This is a genomic window from Micromonospora sp. CNZ295, from assembly GCF_004217535.1.
The window spans coordinates 3,456,092-3,475,000 of sequence record NZ_SHKZ01000001.1; the positions used below are offsets into that span (position 1 = coordinate 3,456,092).

Here is an 18,909-nt window from a genome sequence, read left to right on the forward strand (position 1 = left end):
TCCCGGAGGAGTCGCCATGCCCGAACGTACCGTCGCCGTCGGGTCGACCAGCGGGCTGCACGCCCGCCCCGCCGCCCTCTTCGTCCAGGCGGCCAACGCCCAGCCCGTCGCCGTCAGCATCCGGCTGCCGGGCGGCCGGCCGGTCCCCGCCCGCAGCATGCTCTCCGTCCTGTCCCTGGGCGCCACCCACGGCACCGAGGTGATCCTCTCCGCCGAGGGCGAGGGCGCGGAGGCCGCCCTGCAGACCCTCGCCGACCTGCTGGTCCGCGACCTCGACGAGGAGCCGGCCGATGCCTGAGCGGCTGACCGGCATCGGGGTCAGTCCCGGGCTGGCGGCCGGCCCGCTGCTGCGGGTGGCACCGGCGCCCCGGCTGCCGGAGCCGGCCGCCGTCGCCGACGTCGAGGCGGAGCTGGCCCGGGCCGACGCGGCCCTGGCCGCCGTCGTCGCCGAGCTGCGCCGGCGCGCCGCCGCGGCGCGCCGGCCCGAGGCGACCGAGATCCTCCGGGCCCAGGCGATGATCGCCGAGGATCCCGTCCTCCACGACGCGGTCACCGAGGCCGTGCGGTCCGGCCGGGACGCGCCGCACGCGATCGCCGAGGCGTTCGCCGAACACCGCCGGGCGTTCCTGGCCGCCGGCGGCTACCTCGCCGAGCGGGTCACCGACCTCGACGACATCCGCGACCGCGCCGTCGCCGCGAGCCTCGGGCGGCCGATGCCGGGCGTCCCCACGCCGGGTCACCCGTACGTGCTGGCCGCCCGCGACCTCGCCCCCGCCGACACCGCCGACCTCGATCCCGAGCTGGTGCTCGCCCTGGTCACCGAGGTGGGCGGGCCGACCAGCCACACCGCCATCCTGGCCCGGTCGCTCGGGCTGCCCGCCGTGGTGTCCTGCGCCGGGACGCTCAGCGTCCCCGAGGGCACGATGGTCCGGGTGGACGGCGCGTCCGGCGAGGTGCTGACGGGCGCCGACGAGGCCGTGGTCGCCGGGACCCGGGCCGCGGCGGCGGCCCGGCGCCGCCGGGCGGGGGCGAGCCGAGGACCGGGCCGCACCGCCGACGGACACGCGGTGCGGCTGCTCGTCAACATCGGCTCGGCGGCCCAGCTGCGCGACGACGAGGGCGCCGAGGGCGTCGGGCTCTTCCGCACGGAGTTGCTGTTCCTCGACCGGAGCACGGCACCCGGCATCGACGAGCAGAGCCGGGCGTACGCGGCGGTCTTCGCGGCGATGGACGGCCGGCCGGTGGTGATCCGGACGCTGGACGCGGGCGCCGACAAGCCGTTGCCGTTCCTGGAGCAGTCCGGCGAGCCCAACCCGGCCCTGGGCGTACGCGGCCTGCGGATCGCCCGCCGTCGACCCGAGGTGCTGCGAGCCCAGCTGCACGCGATCGAGCTGGCGGCCCGGCGTACCGGCGCGGACGTGCGGGTGATGGCGCCGATGGTGGCCACGGTGGCGGAGGCCCGCGAGTTCGCCGCGGCCGTGCGTGCTGCCGGCCTCGACAGCGCGGGCGTCATGGTGGAGGTGCCGGCGGCGGCGCTGCGCGCCCCGCGCCTGCTCGACGAGGTCGACTTCCTCAGCGTGGGCACCAACGATCTCAGCCAGTACGCCTTCGCCGCCGACCGGCAGTGCGGCGACCTCGCCGAGCTGCTCGATCCCTGGCAGCCGGCGCTGCTGGAGCTGGTCGCCGGCTGCGCGGCCGCCGGCCGGACGGCGGGCAAACCGGTCGGTGTCTGCGGGGAGGCGGCCGCCGACCCCCTGCTCGCGGTGGTACTCGCCGGTCTCGGCGTGACCAGCTTGTCGATGTCGCCGCGGTCGCTGCCGCCCGTGCGGGCGGCGCTGGCCGCGCACACCCTCGCCGACTGCGAGCGACTGGCCACGCTCGCGCTCGCCGCGGCGGACGCCGGGCAGGCGCGTTCGACCGTCCGGCGGGAGGCGCGGCCGGTGCCGGACTGACCGGACCGCCGCCTGGCGCCGCCACGTCGGGGGCGGTCGACGCCGTCCCCGCTCGGTCGCTGCCGCGGGGCGGCTCAGCCCTCGGTGACGGGGAGGATGGTGCGGCTGCGCCCCGGCCGGGGGTACGCCTCGGCGGCCGCGGCGAGCCGGGCGGCGTGGTCACGTTGCCGCTGCCAGTGCCCGTACAGGGCGCCGCGGCGGGACAACCGGTCCACCTCGCTGATCGTCTCCGGTGCCACGTCGCCGGGCGGTGCGTCCCGCCACGGCGTGCCCGGCAGCGGCATGAAGGTGTGGGCGTGGATGCGGGCGCCGAGGTCGGCCAGCTCGCGGGCGAGGCCGAGCGACGCCTCGACGTCGGCCCGGTTCTCGCCCGGCATTCCGAAGATCATGTCGACGTTGATCCGGAATCCCTCCTCGACGCCGAGGCGGACGGCCCGCCGCACCTCCTCGACGCCGTGTCCCCGCTTGGCGGCGTCGAGGATCCGGTCCGAGCCGGACTGCGCACCCACGATGATGTTGTTGTTGGCGCAGTACCGCTTGACCAGCCGCAGCGCCTCTCGGGACACGTGTTCCGGCCGGATCTCGCTGGGGAACGACCCGAAGAACACCCGCCCCCCGGGGCCGATCCCCTCCTTGCACGAGGCGAGCAGCTCCTCGACGGCGGCGAGGTTCGGCTCGTCGTCCGCGCTGCCGTAGGACAGCGCGGTCGGGGTGATGAACCGGACGTCGCGCAGCCCTCGCCGCCGCATCTGGTCGACGTGCCAGCGGACGTTGGCGACGCTGCGGTGCCGGAACCTCGCCGAGAACATGAACGGCGTCTGGCAGAACCGGCAGGAGAAGACGCAGCCGCGGGTGATCTCCAGCGCGTTGAAGCGGTCCCAGCGCAGCGAGAAGCCCCGGAAGTCGTCGAGCGGCCGCCGCTGCGGGCGGCCGGTCCGCACGATGGCGCCGCCGGCGTCCCGGTACGCGAGACCGGGGATACCGGCCGGGTCGCCGACGGAGTCCACCAGGCGCAGCAGGGTGCTCTCGCCCTCCCCGACGGCGGCCACGTCCCAGCCGGCGTCGAGCGTCTGGACCGGCTCGGCGGTGGCGTGCACGCCACCGGCGACGTGGATCACGTTGGCCGCGTCGGCCTGTGCGCGGATGTCGGCCAGCTCCCGGGCCAGCGCCTCGGCGTCGGGCGAGTAGAACGACCAGAGCACCAGCACCCGGGTCGCGGCGCCGGCCGCCGCCCGGATGTGCGCCGCGGTCGCCGCCGGGGTCTCCCCGAAGCGCACCTCGTAGCGGGTTGCGGTCTCGTGCTGCTCCAGCGCGCCCAGCAGGACGTGCAGGCCGTAGGTCGCGGCCTTGCGGTAGCGCAGCACCAGCACCAGGTCGGGGGCATCCACGCGGGCGATTGTGTCAGTGATCCGGGACACGGGGCGATCACCCGCCAACGGAATAGTTGACTCGTCAAATATGTTGTGGGAGGCGTCCGGGATCATCGAGGCCCCGGCCGTACCACGAGGAGCGGGTCATGCAGTTCGGGATCTTCACCGTCGGTGACGTCACGGTCGACCCGACCAACGGTCGGGAACCGACGGAGCGGGAGCGCATCAAGGCGATGGTCACGATCGCCCTGAAGGCCGAGGAGGTCGGGCTCGACGTCTTCGCCACCGGCGAGCACCACAACCCGCCGTTCGTGCCGTCGTCGCCCACCACCATGCTGGGCTACATCGCGGCCCGGACCGAGCGGCTGCTGCTGTCCACCGCGACCACGCTGATCACCACCAACGACCCGGTGAAGATCGCTGAGGACTACGCGATGCTCCAGCATCTCGCGGACGGCCGGGTGGACCTGATGCTGGGCCGTGGCAACACCGGCCCGGTGTACCCGTGGTTCGGTCAGGACATCCGCAACGGGATCCCGCTGACCATCGAGAACTACGACCTGCTGCGCCGGCTGTGGCGCGAGGACGTGGTGGACTGGTCCGGGAAGTTCCGGACGCCGCTGCAGTCGTTCACGTCGACCCCGCGCCCGCTCGACGGCGTGCCGCCGTTCGTCTGGCACGGGTCGATCCGCAGCCCGCAGATCGCCGAGCAGGCCGCCTACTACGGCGACGGCTTCTTCGCCAACCACATCTTCTGGCCCAAGGAGCACACCCAGCGGATGGTGGGGCTGTACCGGCAGCGGTTCGAGCACTACGGCCACGGCTCCGCCGACCAGGCCATCGTGGGCCTCGGCGGGCAGGTGTTCATGCGCAAGAACTCGCAGGACGCGGTCCGCGAGTTCCGCCCGTACTTCGACAACGCCCCGGTCTACGGGCACGGGCCGTCGCTGGAGGAGTTCACGGCGCAGACCCCGCTGACCGTCGGCAGCCCGCAGCAGGTCATCGACCGGACGCTGACCTTCCGCGACTACGTCGGCGACTACCAGCGGCAGCTGTTCCTGATCGACCATGCCGGCCTGCCGCTGAAGACCGTCCTGGAGCAGCTCGACATCCTCGGCGCGGAGGTCGTGCCGGTGCTGCGCAAGGAGTTCGAGTCGGTGCGACCGGCGCACGTGCCGGACGCGCCCACGCACGCCTCGCTGGTCGCCGTCGCGGGCGGCGGCACGGACGGCACCCTCCACGCCGTCGACGACGTCACCGGTCGCGCCCCGGAGGCCGCACGATGAGCAGACGCACCATCGCCGTCGTCTCGGCCGGCCTCAGCCAGCCGTCGTCGACCCGGCTGCTCGCCGACCAGCTCGCCGCGGCCACCCGCGACGAGCTGGGCCGGCAGGGCGAGACCGTCGAGGTACGGCAGGTCGAGCTGCGCGAGCACGCCCACGACATCGTCAACCACCTGCTCACCGGCTTTCCGTCGCCGGCCCTGCGCGAGGTGCTGGACACGGTGACCGGCGCGGACGGGCTGATCGCCGTGACGCCGATCTTCAACGCGTCGTACAACGGGCTGTTCAAGTCGTTCTTCGACCTGGTCGAGGCGGACGCGCTCAGCGACCGGCCGGTGCTGGTCGCCGCCACCGGCGGCACGGCGCGGCACTCGCTCGCCCTGGAGCACGCGCTGCGTCCGATGTTCGCGTACCTGCGGGCGGTCGTGGTGCCCACGGCCGTGTTCGCCGCACCCGAGGACTGGTCCGGCGGCACGGCCGACGGCGCCCTGCGGCGGCGCATCGAGCGGGCCGGCGCCGAGCTGGCCGAGCAGGTGCGCCGGCGTCCGACGTCGACCGGACCGGCCGATCCGTTCGCGCTCAACGGCAGCTTCGAGGACCTCCTCGGCGGCCTGCGGGACTCCTGACCGGCCCGCGTGGAGCCCCGCGCGACCGGTCGGGTCGATCAGCGGGCGTGGCCGTACGGGTGGGCCACGAGCACCGGGCAGTGGGCGTGCTGCACCAGGGACTGGCTGACCGAGCCGAGCAGCATCCCGGTGAACCCGCCCCGCCCGCGGCTGCCGACGACCACCAGCGCGGCGTCGCGGCTCGCGTCGATCAGCGCCGTCTCGGGCTTGTCGGCGTGCAGCTCGCGGGGCGTCACGGTCAGCCCGGGGTGGCTGCCGCCGGCGGCCGCGGTGGCGGTGTCGAGCAGCTCCGCCGCCGCGGCGGCGTCCGCACCGGGCGGGCGGACGTGCACCAATACCAGCTCGGCCTCCCGGCGGGCGGCCTCGTCGGCGGCCTGCCCGACGGCCAGCTCCGCCGCCTCCGAGCCGTCGACGCCGACCAGGACCGGCCCCTCGACCGGGATCGGCTCCTCGGCCGGGCGCACCACCAGCACCGGGCAGTGGGCGTGTGTCGTGATCTGCGTACCGACCGAGCCGAGCAGCAGCCCGGCGAAACCGCCGTGGCCCCGGCTGCCCACCACGACCAGCTCCGCCCGGCGGGACTCCTCGACCAGGGTGGCGCCCGGCCCGCCGGCGACCTGCCGCGCCTCCACCGTCAGCCCCGGCCACCGGCCGACCAGGTCGGCGGCCGTGCGCCGCAGCATCTTCTCCGCCTCGTCGCTGGGCTCGGGGATGCCCAGCTCGTACGGGTTGATCGGCACGCCGTAGCCCAGCGGGTGCAGGTAGCCGTGCACGAGGTGCAGCGGCCGCGACCGGAGCACGGCGGCGCGGGCGGCGTGGTCGGCCGCCACCAGGCTCGACGGTGATCCGTCCACTCCCACCACGACGGGTCGGTTCATCAGCTGCTGCCTTCCGGACTCGGTCGGATCATTGTCTCCCGGGCCGGCCCCGGTCGGCTGGCCGGGGCGCAATCGTCGCCCGACGAGGGCCTCGGGCGCGGTGTCGCGTCGGCCCCGGCGCGACGGCGCGATCACGTGTCGGTGCGGGCCTGCCGCACGATGACCAGCGGGCTGTGCGCGTGGTGCAGGACGGCGTGGCTGACCGAACCGAGCAGCAGGCCGCCGAGGGCGCCGCGTCCCCGGGCGCCGACGACCACCAGCTGGGCGGTCTTCGACTCCTCCACCAGCACCCCGGCCGCGGAGCCGCGTACCAGGCGGCGCCGCACCGGCACCTGCGGGTACCGCTCGGCGAACCCGGCGAGCGACTCGGCGAGTGTCAGCTCCTCCTCCGCCTCGAAGGCGTCCAGGTCGTACACCAGGGGCAGGATCTCGCCCGGGCCGACCGGCGTCGGGTAGAGCCAGGCGTGCACCGCCACCAGCGGAACCTCCCGGCGGGCCGCCTCCTCGAACGCGAACGCGACCGCCTCGTTGGACAGCTCCGAGCCGTCCACGCCGACCACGATCGGGCCGTCGGCGCGCGGCTCGCCCCGGACCACCAGCACCGGGCACTCCGCCCGGGAGGAGACCTGCACGGTGACCGATCCGAGCAGCAGCCCGGCGAAGCCGCCCAGGCCCCGGTGGCCGAGCACCATCAGCGCCGCCTCGCGGGACTCGGCCAGCAGCACCGGAGTCGCCGCGCCGTCGGTCACGACCCCGGTGGTCCGCACGTCGGGGGCCACCTTGCGGGCCTGCTCGACCGCCTCGGCGACGTACTGCTCGGCCTGGCCGCGCAGGCCGGCGGTGGCCGGGGCACCGGGCGCCGGGCCGAGCGGGGCGCCGGTCAACGGCCAGATGAAGGCGTGCACCACCCGCAGCGGACGCTGCCGGTACTCCGCCTCCCGCGCCGCCACCCGGACCGCCTCCAGGGCCGCGGCGGAACCGTCCACGCCCACCACGACCGGGGCACCGGTGTTGATCGTCATCACGTCCTCCTTCGGCTCACCTACAGCCTGCCCGATCGACCGGCTTCCGGGTCAGAGGCCCCCGTCCCGGGCATACCGGGCCGTTTGTCCCGGGCCCAACGGCCCGGGCGGGCGGCGGCACCGGCGCAGCGCCCCGGCCGGGTCAGCGGGAACCCCGGGTCAGCCGCAGGACCAGACCCGGCAGGACGCTGACCGCGGCGCAGGCGAGCAGCTCCACGGCGCCCAGCGGCTCGGTGCCGAGCAGACCGCGCAGCGGCGGCAGCAGCACACCGGCGACCTGCAGCAGCGCGGAGACGGCCACCGCGACCGGCAGGGCGAGGTTGCCGTGCCGGGCGCCGGGCGGGCGGGGCGCGCGGACGGCGAGCGCCACGCCGAGCTGGGCCAGGCCGAGCACCACGAACACCACCGACTGCCAGGGCCGGCCGGCCCACGCGGCGGCCACGCCGGCGCCGAGCACCACGGCGGCGATCACAGCGCCACCGACCAGCACGTCGCGACCGAGCCCGGCGCCGAGCACCGACTCCGTGGGGGAGCGCGGGGCCCGGCGCAGCGTGCCGGGCTCGGCCGGCTCGGCCCCGAGGGCCACCCCGGGCACGCCGTGGGTGAGCAGGTTGATCCAGAGGATCTGGGCCGGCAGCAGTGGCACCGCCAGCCCGAACAGCGGCCCGAGCAGCATCACGGCGATCTCGGCGACCCCGCCGGAGAGCGCGTACCGCAGGAACCGGCGGATGTTGTCGTAGATGCGGCGGCCCTCACCGATCGCGGTGGCCACCGTGGCCAGGTCGTCGTCGACGAGCACCAGGTCGGCGGCCTGGCGGGCCACCTCGGTGCCGCCACCCATCGCCACGCCGATGTCGGCGCGGCGCAGCGCCGGCGCGTCGTTGACGCCGTCGCCGGTCATCGCCACCACGTGGCCGCGGGCCTGCAGGCCGGCGATGATGTCGAGCTTCTGGTCCGGCTGGGTCCGCGCGTACACCCGGGTGTCCGGGTGCGCGCCGGCCAGGTCGCCGTCGTCGCCGCGGGCGAGCGGGTCGCCGTCCCGCCACAGCCCGAGCTGACCGCCGATCGCCGCGGCGGTGGCCGGGTGGTCCCCGGTGACGAGCACGAGGCGTACGCCGGCGGCGTCGAGGTCCCCGGCGATGTCCGCGGCCCGCGCGCGCAGCGGGTCGCCGACCGCGACCAGGCCGGCCGGCAGCAGCCCGGTCGGCCGGGCCGGGTCGTCCGGCGGCGCGTCGAGGAGGGCGGAGGCGACCGCGAGCACCCGCAACCCCTCCGCGGCGAGCCGCTGCGCGGCGGCGGTCAGCCCGGCGATCTCCGCGTCGGTGGCGTCGAGCACAGGGCGGGCCAGCACGCTCTCCGGCGCGCCCTTGCAGACCACCAGGTGCCGGCCGTCGCAGGAGCGGTGGACCGTGGTCATCCGGCGCAGGTCCTGGTCGAACGGGGCTTCGGCGATCCGCGGCCAGGCGGCGCGGGTGGCGTCCGGGTCCAGGCGGCAGCGGGCGGCGAACGCCACCAGCGCCGCTTCGAGGGGGTCGCCGACCGCCGTCCACTCCGGCCGTTCGCCGGCGGGCGGGGCCAGGGTCGCGTCGTTGCAGAGCAGCCCGGCCCGGGCCAGGCGGCGCAGCTCGTCCGGTACGGGCACCGGCTCGCCCCGGTGGTGCACCGCGCCGTGCGGCGCGTACCCGGTGCCGGTGACCCGGTAGCGGGAGCCGTCGGCGGTGACGGCGTGCTGCACGGCCATCCGCCCCTCGGTGAGGGTCCCGGTCTTGTCGGCGGCGATGACGGTGACCGAGCCGAGCGTCTCCACGGCGTGCAGCCGGCGGGGGATGGCCCGGGCACCGGCCATCCGGCGGGCGCCGAGCGCGAGGGCGAGCGTCACCACGGCCGGCAGCGACTCCGGCACCGCCGCCACCACCAGGCTGACCGCCGTGACCGCCATGTCCACCAGCGGCCGGCCGCCGAGCACACCGACGGCGAAGACCAGGCCGGAGAGCACCACGGCGGCCAGGCCGAGGATTCGGCCGAGCGCGGCCAGCCGCCGTTGCAGCGGGGTGGCGGCCGGCCGCGTCGCGGCCACCAGCTCGGTGATCCGGCCGAGGGCGCTGGCGGCGCCGGTACGCGCCACCGTGCCCGTGCCGCGGCCGGTGGTGACGACCGTGCCGGCGCTGGCCTCCTCGCCGGCGTCGCGGCTGACCGGCACCGACTCACCGGTGAGCGCCGACTCGTCCAGGGTGAGTCGGGCGGTGTCGGTGAGCAGCACGTCGGCGGGGACGACGTCGCCGGCCTCGATCCGGACCAGGTCGCCCACCACGACCTCGGTGGCGGGCAGGACGAGGTCGTGACCGTCCCGCACCACCCGGGCGGTCGGCGCGGCGAGCCGGTCGAGGGCCGCGATGGCACGGTCGGCGCGGACCTCCTGGGCCACGCCGATCGCGGTGTTGACCAGCACGACCAGCAGGATCACGGCGGTGTCGGGGTAGTCGCGCAGCACCGTGGTGACCACTGCCGCGGCCAGCAGCAGCGCGACGAGGGGATCGGCGAGCTGGCGCAGCACGCGGACGGCGAGGTGCCGGCGGGGCGGCGCGACCGCCGCGTTGGGCCCGTCGGCGCGCCGCCGGGCGGCGGCCTGCGCCGAGGTCAGGCCGGCCGGCGGCGCCGGCGCCGTGGCGAGTTCGGTCATCGTGCGTACGCCCGCGGCCACCGTGGCCTCCGTGTCCTGCCGCGGCGCGCCCCGCCGGCCCGCCGTCCCACGTCCAGCCTGCGCCGTCCCGCCCGGTAGGGGCAGGGGCGGATCTCCCGCGCGATCCGGGACCAACGGCCCTGCCGCGACCGGTTCTGCGGCGGTGAACTGACGGTGGAGCTTCGTACCCGGGTCAGGAGGGGTGCCGGCCATGACCACACTCGACGTGCTACGCGCACACCCGTTCCTCGCCGAGATGCCCGAGTCGTCGCTGTCCCGCCTGGCCGCGTACGCGCGCCCGGTCGTGTGGCACCCCGGCCAACGGCTGTTCCGGGCCGGGCGGCCGGCGGAGCGGTTCTGGCTGGTCCGCGGCGGCGAGGTGCTGCTGGACGTCGCCGTGCCCGGCCGGGGCGACATCGGGATCGAGTCGATCGGCGCGGGAGGAGTCCTCGGCTGGTCGTGGCTCTTTCCGCCGTACCGCTGGCAGTTCGGCGCGGCGGCGGTCCAGCGCACCACGGCGGTGGAGTTCACCGCCGCGGCCGTCCGCCGGCTGATCGAGACCGATGACGCCCTCGGCAAGGAGCTGACCACCCGGTTCATGGCCGTGGTGGTGGACCGACTCCAGGCGGCCCGGGGCCGCCTGCTCGACCTGTACGGCTACCCGACCGAGCTGCCGTCGGCCGGCTGACCGGCGCGGCGCGGGCGGCGTCCGGCGCGGGGGCCGTCGCTCAGCCGTCCCGCGACCGCACCACCAGCTCGTCGACCTCCAGCCGACCGATCCGCAGCTCGCGCAGCACCGCCCGCCGGATCGTGAGCCGCCCGATCGCCACCGCGCCGAGCGCGAGGGCGCCGACGGCCACCGCTCCCACCGCGAGCGCGCCGAGGGCCGCCGCGCCGCCCGCCCCCGCCCCGCCCGCGCCGGCACCGAGCACGCGCGCCAACCTGAGTCGAACTCCCGTCGCCATCCGGTCATTCTCGCGGCGCCGGACTCCGCGCGCGCCCTTACCGAGGTCTCGGGCCTGGCCGGGCCCCTGGTACGACCCGAGGTGTCGACCACGGGCCGGTTCTGCCAACCGGCCGCCCCGGCGGGCGCGGACGGCAGGGGGGACCTCGTCCGCGCCCCGACCGGGGCGGTGGGCCGCGGGGGGACGCGGCCGGTGGCGGGCGTCGCGCAGGGGGGAGAGCGCGGCACCCGCGTGTCGGTCAGTGCTGGACCACCAGGCGGCGGGCCCGCAGCAGCCGTGCCCACCAGGGCCGCGGTGCCCGTGGCGGCGGCAGCGGCAGGCCCTTGAGGCTGACCCAGCCGCCGGGGCCCATCGTCACCGTGCCGATCGCCGGGGGCCGGCGCCGCAGCGCCGCCGCGGTGCCGGCCGCGACCAGGCCGAGTGCGACCACGCCGGCGGTCGCGGCGAGTAGCCGGTCCGGGTCGAGCACCGGCCGGTACCGCACCCGCCCGCCGGAGAGGACGAACGCCCCGACCGGGCGGCCGTCGCGGGTCACCGGCACCAGGGCCGCCGCCGGCTCGCCCGGCAGGTGGAGGACCGGACCGACCGGTACGCCGGCCGCCGGGCCCTCCGCCGCGGCGGCTGCCGGGCGCGGGAGCGGCGGGGTGAACGGCGCGGGTCCGGTGGGATTGAGGATCGCGGTCATGGCAGCCACCCCTCTCAACGGGTGTCGGACGCGGCGCCGGTCGGGTCGACGGCGGCCCGGCCGGCGGCCAGCCGGGCGATCGGCACCCGGTACGGCGAGCAGGAGACGTAGTCCAGGCCGGCGTCGGCGAAGAAGCTGATCGACGCCGGGTCGCCGCCGTGCTCGCCGCACACCCCGACGGTGAGGTCCGGGCGGGCGGCCCGCCCCTCGGCCACGGCGAGCCGGACCAGCCGGCCCACCCCGGCGGTGTCGACCGTCTCGAACGGGGAGACGGTCAGGATGCCGCGCTCCAGGTACGCCCCGATGAACGACGCCTCCACGTCGTCGCGCGAGAACGCCCAGGTGGTCTGGGTCAGGTCGTTCGTGCCGAAGGAGAAGAAGTGCGCCTCGGCCGCGAGCGGCCCGGCGGTCAGCGCCGCTCGGGGCGTCTCGATCATCGTGCCGACCGGGATCGGCGGGACGCCCGGCACGCCGGCGAGGACCTCCTCGATCTCGGCGCGGACGGCGGCCAGCTCGCGGACGTCGCCGACCAGCGGCACCATGATCTCCGGTCGCGGGTCGCCGCCGGCCCGGACCCGCTGCGCCGCCGCCTCGGCGAGGGCCCGGACCTGCATGGCGAACAGGCCGGGAACGACCAGGCCGAGCCGTACCCCGCGCAGTCCCAGCATCGGGTTCGCCTCGTGCATCCGCCGGACGGCGGCCAGCAGGACCGCGTCCCGGCCCGGGTTCCCGCCCGTCGCCTCGGCGCGGGCCACCCGGGCGGTCAGCTCGTGGAGCGGGGGCAGGAACTCGTGCAGCGGCGGGTCGAGCAGCCGCACGGTCACCGGCAGCCCGTCCATCGCGGCCAGGATCTCGACGAAGTCGGCCCGCTGCACGGGCAGCAGCGCCGCCAGGGTCGCGGCGCGGGTCGCCGGGTCGTCGGCGAGGATCAGCCGCTCCACCAGTTCCCGGCGCTCACCGAGGAACATGTGCTCGGTGCGGCACAGCCCGATCCCGGCCGCGCCGTACGCGCGGGCCCGGCGGGCGTCGGCGGCCGTGTCGGCGTTGGCGCGCACACCCAGCCCGCGGACCGAGTCGGCGTGCCGCAGCAGCCGGTCCACGGCGGCGACCAGCCGGTCCGACTCCGGGGCCAGCTCGCCGGCGAGGTAGCGGGCGACGGGGGAGGGCGCGACGGGCACCGCGCCCGGGTACACCGCACCGGTGCTGCCGTCGATGGAGATCACGTCGCCGGCCCGGAGCACCCGGTCGCCGACGGCGACCTCGCCGCGCTCCGCGTCGATCCGTAGCTCCTCGGCGCCGCAGACGCAGGTCCGGCCCATCCCGCGGGCCACCACGGCGGCGTGCGACGTCTTGCCGCCGCGCGCGGTGAGCACCCCCGTCGCGGCGATCATGCCGGGCAGGTCGTCCGGGTTGGTCTCCTGCCGGACCAGGATCACCGGTCGGTCCGCGGCGACGGCCGCCGCCGAGTCGAACACGATCGCGCCGACGGCGGCGCCGGGGGAGGCGGCGACACCGGTGGTGAGCGGCGGCGGCGCCGCCGCGGTGTCGAACGCCGGGAACATCAGCTGGGCGAGCTGCCCGCCGTCGACCCGGTGCAGCGCCTCGTCGAGTGTGATCAGCCCCTCGTCGACGAGCTGGGCGGCGATGGCGAACCCGGCGCCCGGGGTGCGCTTGCCGACCCGGGTCTGCAACATCCACAGCCGGCCGCGCTCGATGGTGAACTCGACGTCGCACAGGTCGCGGTAGTGCCGCTCCAGGACGCCCATGATCCGCATCAGTTCGGCGAAGCTCGTCGGGTCGATCCGTTCCAGCTCGGCCAGGGGCACGGTGTTGCGGATGCCGGCCACCACGTCCTCGCCCTGCGCGTCGGCCAGGTAGTCGCCGTACACGCCGGGCTCCCCGGTGGCCGGGTCGCGGGTGAACGCCACCCCGGTGCCCGAGTCCGGGCCCAGGTTGCCGAAGACCATCGCCATCACGTTGACCGCGGTGCCCAGGTCGTCCGGGATGTGCTCGCGCCGGCGGTAGAGCACCGCGCGCTCGGCGTTCCACGACTCGAAGACGGCGCGGATGGCCAGGTAGAGCTGCTCGTGCGGGGCCTGTGGGAAGTCGTGTCCGACGTGCGCGGCGTACACCTTCTGGTAGGTGTCGACCAGCGCGCGCAGCGCCGCCGCGTCCGGCCCGGCCGGCCCGGCCGCCGCGCGGACCGCCGCCAGCTCCCGCTCGAAGTCCTCGGCCGGCACGCCGTGCACGGTCCGCCCGAACATCTGGATCAACCGCCGGTACGAGTCCCAGGCGAACCGCTCGTCGCCGGTACGCGCGGCCAGCCCGGCCACCGTGGCGTCGTTGAGGCCGATGTCGAGGATCGTCTCCATCATGCCGGGCATCGAGTACCGGCCGCCGGAGCGGACCGCCAGCAGCAGCGGGTCGTGCGGGTCACCGAGCTGCCGGTCCAGCCGTACCTCGATCGCCCGCAGGTGCGCGTTGACCTCGTCGAACAGGCCGACCGGCGGCCGGCCGTCGGCAAGGTAGGCCCGGCACGCGTCGGTGCTCACCGTGAAACCGGGTGGCACCGGCAGCCCGAGGCGGGTCATCTCGGCCAGGTTTGCGCCCTTGCCGCCGAGCAGATCCGCCCGGTTCCGGTTGCCCTCGATGAAGTCGTAGACGTATCTGGTCATGGCTGCCGGCCTCCTCCGTCACCCGCGGGGCGTCGTCCCCCTTCGTTGGTAGCCCCGCGCGCGAGGGCTCCGGCAGGGCCGGACGGGACCCGGTCCGGGCCAGAGGTCCCGATCCGGCCTTGCCGGTTCGGGCCGGATCGACCGGCGTGTCGGTGGCACGTCCTATCCTCGACGTCGATGACTGACGACCTGAGCCTGCGCCCCGTCCTCGACGACGACCTGCCGCTGTTCTTCGCCCACCAGCTGGACGCCGAGGCCAACTGGATGGCGGCGTTCGGACCGAAGGACCCGGCCGACCGCGCCGCGTTCGAGGCCCACTGGCGCCGGGTCCGGGCGGACCGGGCCGTGGTGTCGCGCACCGTGCTCGCCGGCGGCGAGGTGGTCGGCCACGTGAACGCCTTCCCGGTCGACGGGCGCACCGAGGTCAGCTACTGGATCGATCCGCGCCGCTGGGGCCGTGGGTACGCGACCGCGGCGCTCGCCGCCCTGCTCGGCGAGGTGCCGCTCAGGCCGGTGCACGCGCGCGTCGCGAAGGACAACCGCGCCTCGCTCGCCGTGCTCCGCAAGTGCGGCTTCGTCGTGACCGGTGAGGACCGGGGGTACGCGCACGGGCGCGGCGCCGAGGTCGAGGAGTGGATTCTCGAGTTGTCCGGTCCGGGCCCCGGCACCGGCCTGACCAGGGCGGGCACTACCCTCGCGGGGTGAACTGGCTCGAACTGATCGGCTGGACCGGCTCCGCGGTGCTGGTCTGGTCGCTGCTGCAGACCCGCATCCTCCGGCTGCGCGCGCTGAACCTGATCGGCTGCCTGGTCCTGATCGGCTACAACGCGGCGGTGCAGGTGTGGCCGATGGTCGGCCTGAACGTGGTGCTGGCGGGCATCAACGTGTGGTATCTGCGCGGCATGCTGGCCACCCGGCACGACGAGGCGACCTACGACGTGGTCGAGGTCGGCGTCGACGACCAGTTTCTGGCCCACACGCTGCGGGTGCACGCGGCCGACATCGCCCGCTTCAACCCCGGGTTCAGCTGGCGCACCGACGGGGAGCGGTCGGCGTTCCTGGTGATGAAGGCCGACGAGGTGGTCGGGGTGGTGCTGTCGCACGCCGAGCCCGGCGGGGTGGCCCAGGTCGACCTCGACTACGTGACCCGGCGGTTCCGCGACTTCACCCCGGGCGAGTTCGTGTACCGGCGCAGCCGGCTGTTCACCGAGCGGGGCTTCCGGCGGGTGGTCAGCCCGCCGGGCATGGTCGCCCCCTACTACCACCGGCTCGGCTTCCGCCGGGAAGGCGACGCGTACGTGCTGGATCTCCCAGCCGCCGGGTAGAGGATTCCCTTCCCCGTCCGCGGGGCACAGATGCGCGTACGCCGGCGGGCCCCGCCCGGCGGTGCGGGCGGCGGACGGGATGAGGAGTACCGGGCGTGCAGAGCTACGGGAGCCAACTGGCCCTGGTGGGAGTCCTGGTCGTCCTGAACGCGCTCTTCGCGGGCAGCGAGATGGCGCTGGTGTCGCTGCGGGACAGCCAGATCCAGCGGCTGGAACGCACCGGGCGAGGCGGGCGCACCCTCGCCCGCCTCGCCCGGGACCCGAACCGGTTCCTCGCCACGATCCAGATCGGCATCACCCTGGCCGGGTTCCTGGCCTCGGCTGCCGCGGCCGTCGCCCTGGCCCGGCCGCTGGTGCCGCTGCTGGCGCCGCTGGGCGGGGCCGCCGAGACGGTCGCCATCGTGCTGGTCACCCTGGCCCTGACCTTCGTCACCCTGGTCTTCGGCGAGCTGGCTCCGAAACGCATCGCCATGCAGACCGCCGAGCGCTGGGCGCTGCTGGTGGCCCGCCCGCTGGACGTGCTGGCGGGCCTCACCCGCCCGGCGGTCTGGGCGCTCGGCGTCACCACCGACGTCGTGGTCCGCCTGGTCGGCCTCGACCCGAAGCGCGAGCCGGACGAGATCGGCCCGGACGAGCTGCGCGACATCGTGGCGGGCAACCACGGCTTCACCAAGGAACAGCGAATGATCATCGCCGGAGCGGTGGAGATCGCCGACCGGCAGCTCAAGGCCGTGCTCGTACCCCGGTTGCAGGTCTTCACCCTGGACAGCGGCACCACCGCGGAGGCCGCCCGGCTGGTGCTCGCCGCCACCGGCCACTCCCGCGCGCCGGTGGTCCGGCACGGCGGCCTGGACGACGCGGTCGGCGTGATCCACCTGCGCGACCTGGTCGGGGTGCCCGACGACCGGCCGGTCGACGACATCGCCCGGCCGCCGATGCTCCTGCCCGACTCGCTGCCGGTGGTGGACGCGCTGCGCCAGTTCAAGGCCGAGCGCCAGCACATCGCCCTGGTGGTCGACGAGCGCGGTGCGGTCGACGGGATCGTCACCCTGGAGGACATCCTCGAGGAGATCGTCGGCGAGATCTACGACGAGACCGACCGCGACGGCCACGCGGTCCGCGCCGAGCCGGACGGATCGATGCTGCTGCCCGGCACGTTCCCGGTGCACGACCTGCCCGACGTCGGCGTCGAGCTGCCCGCCCGGCCCGGGGGCGACTACACCACGGTGGCCGGCCTGGTGCTCGCCGGCCTCGGTCACATCCCGACCGTGGCCGGCGAGAGCGTGACGGTCGACGGGTGGGAGCTGGTGGTGCTCCGCATCGAGCACCGGGCCATCACCCAGGTACGGGTACGCCGGGCGGCCCACGACGAGGAACCCGCCCGGGCGCATTGACGGCGAGGAAGGGACCGCGGGTTGACGCCTGGTTGCACCGGAGGGCCCGCCATGACATCGGACCCGCACCCGTACGGTCGCCCGTCGGCGCGGGACGGCCGGGACGCCCCGGCGGACCCGGCGTCAGGCGGTGCTGAGGTTCTGCAGGCGGACCTGGCCGCGCGCGACCAGGCGGTCGTCGGCGTCGGTGATCTCCACCTGCCACAGCTGCTGGCTGCGCCCCCGGTGCACCGGTGTGCCGACGGCCGTCAGCTCACCCTCGCGGACCGCCCGTAGGAAGTCGGTCTGGTTGGACACGCCGACGACCTGGCCCCGGTCGGCGAGCCACAGCGCGCCGCCGACGCTGGCCGCCGTCTCGACCACGGAGCAGTAGACGCCGCCGTGCTGGATGCCGAACGGCTGGTGCAGCTCCGGGCGGACCTGCCAGCGGATGACCACCCGGTCCGCGCTCGCCTCGTCGAACTTCAGGCCCAGCAGCGCCACGAAGCCACCCGTCAGGTCCGGCTCGTCCACGTCTCTCCCCCTCGTCGGTCGGCAGGCGGCCAGCGTATCGGCCTGGCAAACCCGGTACGGCTCCCGGCCGGTCATGGGGGAGAATCGGTGACCGTGACCGACACCAGCCTCCCGCCGTCCGGGCGGGAATCACTCTTCGACGACCTGCGGTGGCGTGGCCTGATCCAGGACTCCACCGGCCTCGACGAGCTGCGCGCGCTGCTCGACGGCCCCGGGGCGGCGTTCTATGTGGGCTTCGACCCGACCGCGCCGAGCCTGCACGTCGGCCACCTCATGCAGGTCGCCACCGCCCGGCGGCTGCAGCTCGCCGGGCACCGGCCGCTGCTGCTGGTGGGCGGCGCGACCGGTCAGATCGGCGACCCGAAGGAGAGCGCCGAGCGCACCCTCAACCCGCCCGAGGTGGTCGCCGGCTGGGTCGAGCGGATCCGGGATCAGCTCGCGCCCTTCGTGTCGTACGAGGGGGTCAACGCGGCGCAGCTGGTCAACAACCTGGACTGGACGGCCGAGATGTCGGTGGTCGAGTTCCTGCGTGACGTGGGCAAGCACTTCCCGGTCAACAAGATGCTGGCCCGGGAGGTCGTCAAGGCCCGACTGGAGAGCGGCATCAGCTTCACCGAGTTCAGCTACCAGCTGTTGCAGTCCCACGACTTCTTCGAGCTGCACCGCCGGCACGGCTGCCGGCTCCAGTTCGGCGGCTCGGACCAGTGGGGCAACATCACGGCCGGCGTCGACTACATCCGCCGTCGCGGCGGCGGGCCGGTCGAGGCGTTCACGACGCCCCTGGTCACCAAGTCGGACGGCACCAAGTTCGGCAAGACCGAGGGCGGCTCGATCTGGCTGGACCCGGAGCTGACCAGCCCGTACGCGTTCTACCAGTTCTGGGTCAACGTCGACGACCGGGACGTGAGCCGGTACCTGCGCTACTTCAGCTTCCGCTCCCGGGAGGAGCTGGAGGCTCTCGAGAAGGAGACCGCCGAGCGGCCGGCCGCCCGGGCGGCGCAGCGGGCCCTCGCCGAGGAGCTGACCGCGCTGGTGCACGGCGAGCGGGAGATGGCCCAGGCGGTCGCCGCCAGCCAGGCCCTCTTCGGCCGGGGTGCGCTGGACGAGCTCTCGCCGGCGACCCTGCGGGCGGCCCTCACCGAGGCCGGGCTGGTCCACCTCGACGAGCTGCCCGACGTGGCCGGGCTGCTGAAGGAGTCGGGCCTGGTGCCGAGCAACAAGGAAGCCCGGCGGGTCATCGCCGAGGGCGGCGCCTACGTCAACAACAACCGGGTGACGTCGGCCGACGCCGTGGTCACTCCGGAGGACCTGCTGCACGGCCGATACCTGGTGCTGCGCCGCGGGAAGCGGGCGTTCGCGGGCGTCGAGCTGCGCAGATAGGCGTGCGTCGAGAGTGTGACCGGGGACGCGTCCGGCGGATTTGACGATCACTCCGCCGGACGCGTAGCTTTCTCTCTGCCAGCGCGGAACGGACGAAAAAGGGCGAAAGTCCTGACGGCCGGAGCGCGGGAATGACCTCCGGGTCGGACGGGTTGACCCTC

17 protein-coding genes are annotated in these 18,909 nt (G+C 75.4%); 9 read left to right on the plus strand and 8 right to left on the minus strand.

Annotated elements, in window-relative coordinates; all coding sequences use genetic code 11:
* Positions 1-16 precede the first annotated feature (16 nt).
* The gene (locus EV376_RS16295) at positions 17-298 is read left to right on the plus strand and encodes an HPr family phosphocarrier protein (RefSeq protein WP_130324187.1); all 282 of its coding nucleotides are present in this window, start codon (positions 17-19) and stop codon (positions 296-298) included.
* The gene (gene ptsP, locus EV376_RS16300; protein ID WP_130324189.1) at positions 291-1,952 is read left to right on the plus strand and encodes a phosphoenolpyruvate--protein phosphotransferase; all 1,662 of its coding nucleotides are present in this window, start codon (positions 291-293) and stop codon (positions 1,950-1,952) included. The genes EV376_RS16295 and ptsP overlap by 8 nt, the downstream gene beginning before the upstream one ends.
* A 74-nt stretch (positions 1,953-2,026) precedes the next feature.
* Here the strand turns inward: ptsP and EV376_RS16305 are convergent, their stop codons facing one another.
* Positions 2,027-3,340, minus strand: a complete 1,314-nt coding sequence (locus EV376_RS16305; protein WP_486482652.1) for a TIGR04013 family B12-binding domain/radical SAM domain-containing protein — start codon at positions 3,338-3,340, stop codon at positions 2,027-2,029.
* Positions 3,341-3,468: 128 nt separating this feature from the next.
* On the opposite strand from EV376_RS16305, the gene EV376_RS16310 reads away from it, so the two are divergent.
* Entirely contained in the window at positions 3,469-4,608 is a 1,140-nt protein-coding gene (locus EV376_RS16310) for an LLM class flavin-dependent oxidoreductase (protein ID WP_130324193.1), read from the plus strand.
* A complete protein-coding gene (locus EV376_RS16315; RefSeq protein WP_130324195.1) occupies positions 4,605-5,231 on the plus strand; it encodes an FMN reductase in 627 nt (208 codons plus the stop codon). The genes EV376_RS16310 and EV376_RS16315 overlap by 4 nt, the downstream gene beginning before the upstream one ends.
* A 38-nt stretch (positions 5,232-5,269) precedes the next feature.
* Here the strand turns inward: EV376_RS16315 and EV376_RS16320 are convergent, their stop codons facing one another.
* The 3 genes from EV376_RS16320 to EV376_RS16330 all read right to left on the minus strand — a co-directional run bounded on the left by EV376_RS16320 (position 5,270) and on the right by EV376_RS16330 (position 9,832).
* A complete protein-coding gene (locus tag EV376_RS16320; protein WP_130324197.1) occupies positions 5,270-6,109 on the minus strand; it encodes a universal stress protein in 840 nt (279 codons plus the stop codon).
* A gap of 131 nt (positions 6,110-6,240) precedes the next feature.
* The gene (locus EV376_RS16325) at positions 6,241-7,131 is read right to left on the minus strand and encodes a universal stress protein (RefSeq protein ID WP_130324199.1); all 891 of its coding nucleotides are present in this window, start codon (positions 7,129-7,131) and stop codon (positions 6,241-6,243) included.
* 142 nt (positions 7,132-7,273) lie between these two features.
* Entirely contained in the window at positions 7,274-9,832 is a 2,559-nt protein-coding gene (locus EV376_RS16330; RefSeq protein WP_486482653.1) for a cation-translocating P-type ATPase, read from the minus strand.
* Between the two features lie 190 nt (positions 9,833-10,022).
* Between EV376_RS16330 and EV376_RS16335 the strand changes: the two genes are divergently transcribed.
* The gene (locus EV376_RS16335) at positions 10,023-10,499 is read left to right on the plus strand and encodes a cyclic nucleotide-binding domain-containing protein (RefSeq protein ID WP_130324201.1); all 477 of its coding nucleotides are present in this window, start codon (positions 10,023-10,025) and stop codon (positions 10,497-10,499) included.
* 40 nt (positions 10,500-10,539) lie between these two features.
* On the opposite strand, the gene EV376_RS16340 is transcribed toward EV376_RS16335, so the two are convergent.
* The 3 genes from EV376_RS16340 to ppdK all read right to left on the minus strand — a co-directional run bounded on the left by EV376_RS16340 (position 10,540) and on the right by ppdK (position 14,136).
* Complete coding sequence (locus tag EV376_RS16340) at positions 10,540-10,776, minus strand: hypothetical protein (protein ID WP_130324203.1); 237 nt, start codon at positions 10,774-10,776, stop codon at positions 10,540-10,542.
* 238 nt (positions 10,777-11,014) lie between these two features.
* Complete coding sequence (locus EV376_RS16345) at positions 11,015-11,461, minus strand: hypothetical protein (protein WP_130324205.1); 447 nt, start codon at positions 11,459-11,461, stop codon at positions 11,015-11,017.
* A 14-nt stretch (positions 11,462-11,475) separates the two neighbouring features.
* A complete protein-coding gene (gene ppdK / locus EV376_RS16350) occupies positions 11,476-14,136 on the minus strand; it encodes a pyruvate, phosphate dikinase (protein ID WP_130324207.1) in 2,661 nt (886 codons plus the stop codon).
* Positions 14,137-14,313: 177 nt separating this feature from the next.
* Between ppdK and EV376_RS16355 the strand changes: the two genes are divergently transcribed.
* From EV376_RS16355 to EV376_RS16365, 3 genes are all read left to right on the plus strand, one after another.
* A complete protein-coding gene (locus EV376_RS16355; RefSeq protein WP_130324209.1) occupies positions 14,314-14,841 on the plus strand; it encodes a GNAT family N-acetyltransferase in 528 nt (175 codons plus the stop codon).
* Positions 14,838-15,461, plus strand: a complete 624-nt coding sequence (locus tag EV376_RS16360) for a hypothetical protein (protein WP_130324211.1) — start codon at positions 14,838-14,840, stop codon at positions 15,459-15,461. The genes EV376_RS16355 and EV376_RS16360 overlap by 4 nt, the downstream gene beginning before the upstream one ends.
* Before the next feature lie 95 nt (positions 15,462-15,556).
* Positions 15,557-16,855: a hemolysin family protein gene (locus EV376_RS16365; protein WP_130324213.1), complete on the plus strand. Its 1,299-nt coding sequence runs from the start codon at positions 15,557-15,559 to the stop codon at positions 16,853-16,855.
* A 123-nt stretch (positions 16,856-16,978) separates the two neighbouring features.
* On the opposite strand, the gene EV376_RS16370 is transcribed toward EV376_RS16365, so the two are convergent.
* On the minus strand, positions 16,979-17,368 hold the full coding sequence (locus EV376_RS16370; RefSeq protein WP_130324215.1) for a PaaI family thioesterase: 390 nt from the start codon (positions 17,366-17,368) through the stop codon (positions 16,979-16,981).
* 93 nt (positions 17,369-17,461) lie between these two features.
* On the opposite strand from EV376_RS16370, the gene tyrS reads away from it, so the two are divergent.
* Positions 17,462-18,748: a tyrosine--tRNA ligase gene (gene tyrS / locus EV376_RS16375; RefSeq protein ID WP_130328691.1), complete on the plus strand. Its 1,287-nt coding sequence runs from the start codon at positions 17,462-17,464 to the stop codon at positions 18,746-18,748.
* Positions 18,749-18,909 lie beyond the last annotated feature (161 nt).

Bases quoted from the DNA above. Each gene is read 5' to 3' on its own strand.
- EV376_RS16295 (WP_130324187.1), top strand. From the start codon at position 17: ATGCCCGAACGTACCGTCGCCGTCGGGTCGACCAGCGGGCTGCACGCC.
- ptsP (WP_130324189.1), top strand. From the start codon at position 291: ATGCCTGAGCGGCTGACCGGCATCGGGGTCAGTCCCGGGCTGGCGGCC.
- EV376_RS16310 (WP_130324193.1), top strand. From the start codon at position 3,469: ATGCAGTTCGGGATCTTCACCGTCGGTGACGTCACGGTCGACCCGACC.
- EV376_RS16315 (WP_130324195.1), top strand. From the start codon at position 4,605: ATGAGCAGACGCACCATCGCCGTCGTCTCGGCCGGCCTCAGCCAGCCG.
- EV376_RS16320 (WP_130324197.1), bottom strand. From the start codon at position 6,109: ATGAACCGACCCGTCGTGGTGGGAGTGGACGGATCACCGTCGAGCCTG.
- EV376_RS16325 (WP_130324199.1), bottom strand. From the start codon at position 7,131: ATGACGATCAACACCGGTGCCCCGGTCGTGGTGGGCGTGGACGGTTCC.
- EV376_RS16335 (WP_130324201.1), top strand. From the start codon at position 10,023: ATGACCACACTCGACGTGCTACGCGCACACCCGTTCCTCGCCGAGATG.
- EV376_RS16340 (WP_130324203.1), bottom strand. From the start codon at position 10,776: ATGGCGACGGGAGTTCGACTCAGGTTGGCGCGCGTGCTCGGTGCCGGC.
- EV376_RS16345 (WP_130324205.1), bottom strand. From the start codon at position 11,461: ATGACCGCGATCCTCAATCCCACCGGACCCGCGCCGTTCACCCCGCCG.
- ppdK (WP_130324207.1), bottom strand. From the start codon at position 14,136: ATGACCAGATACGTCTACGACTTCATCGAGGGCAACCGGAACCGGGCG.
- EV376_RS16355 (WP_130324209.1), top strand. From the start codon at position 14,314: ATGACTGACGACCTGAGCCTGCGCCCCGTCCTCGACGACGACCTGCCG.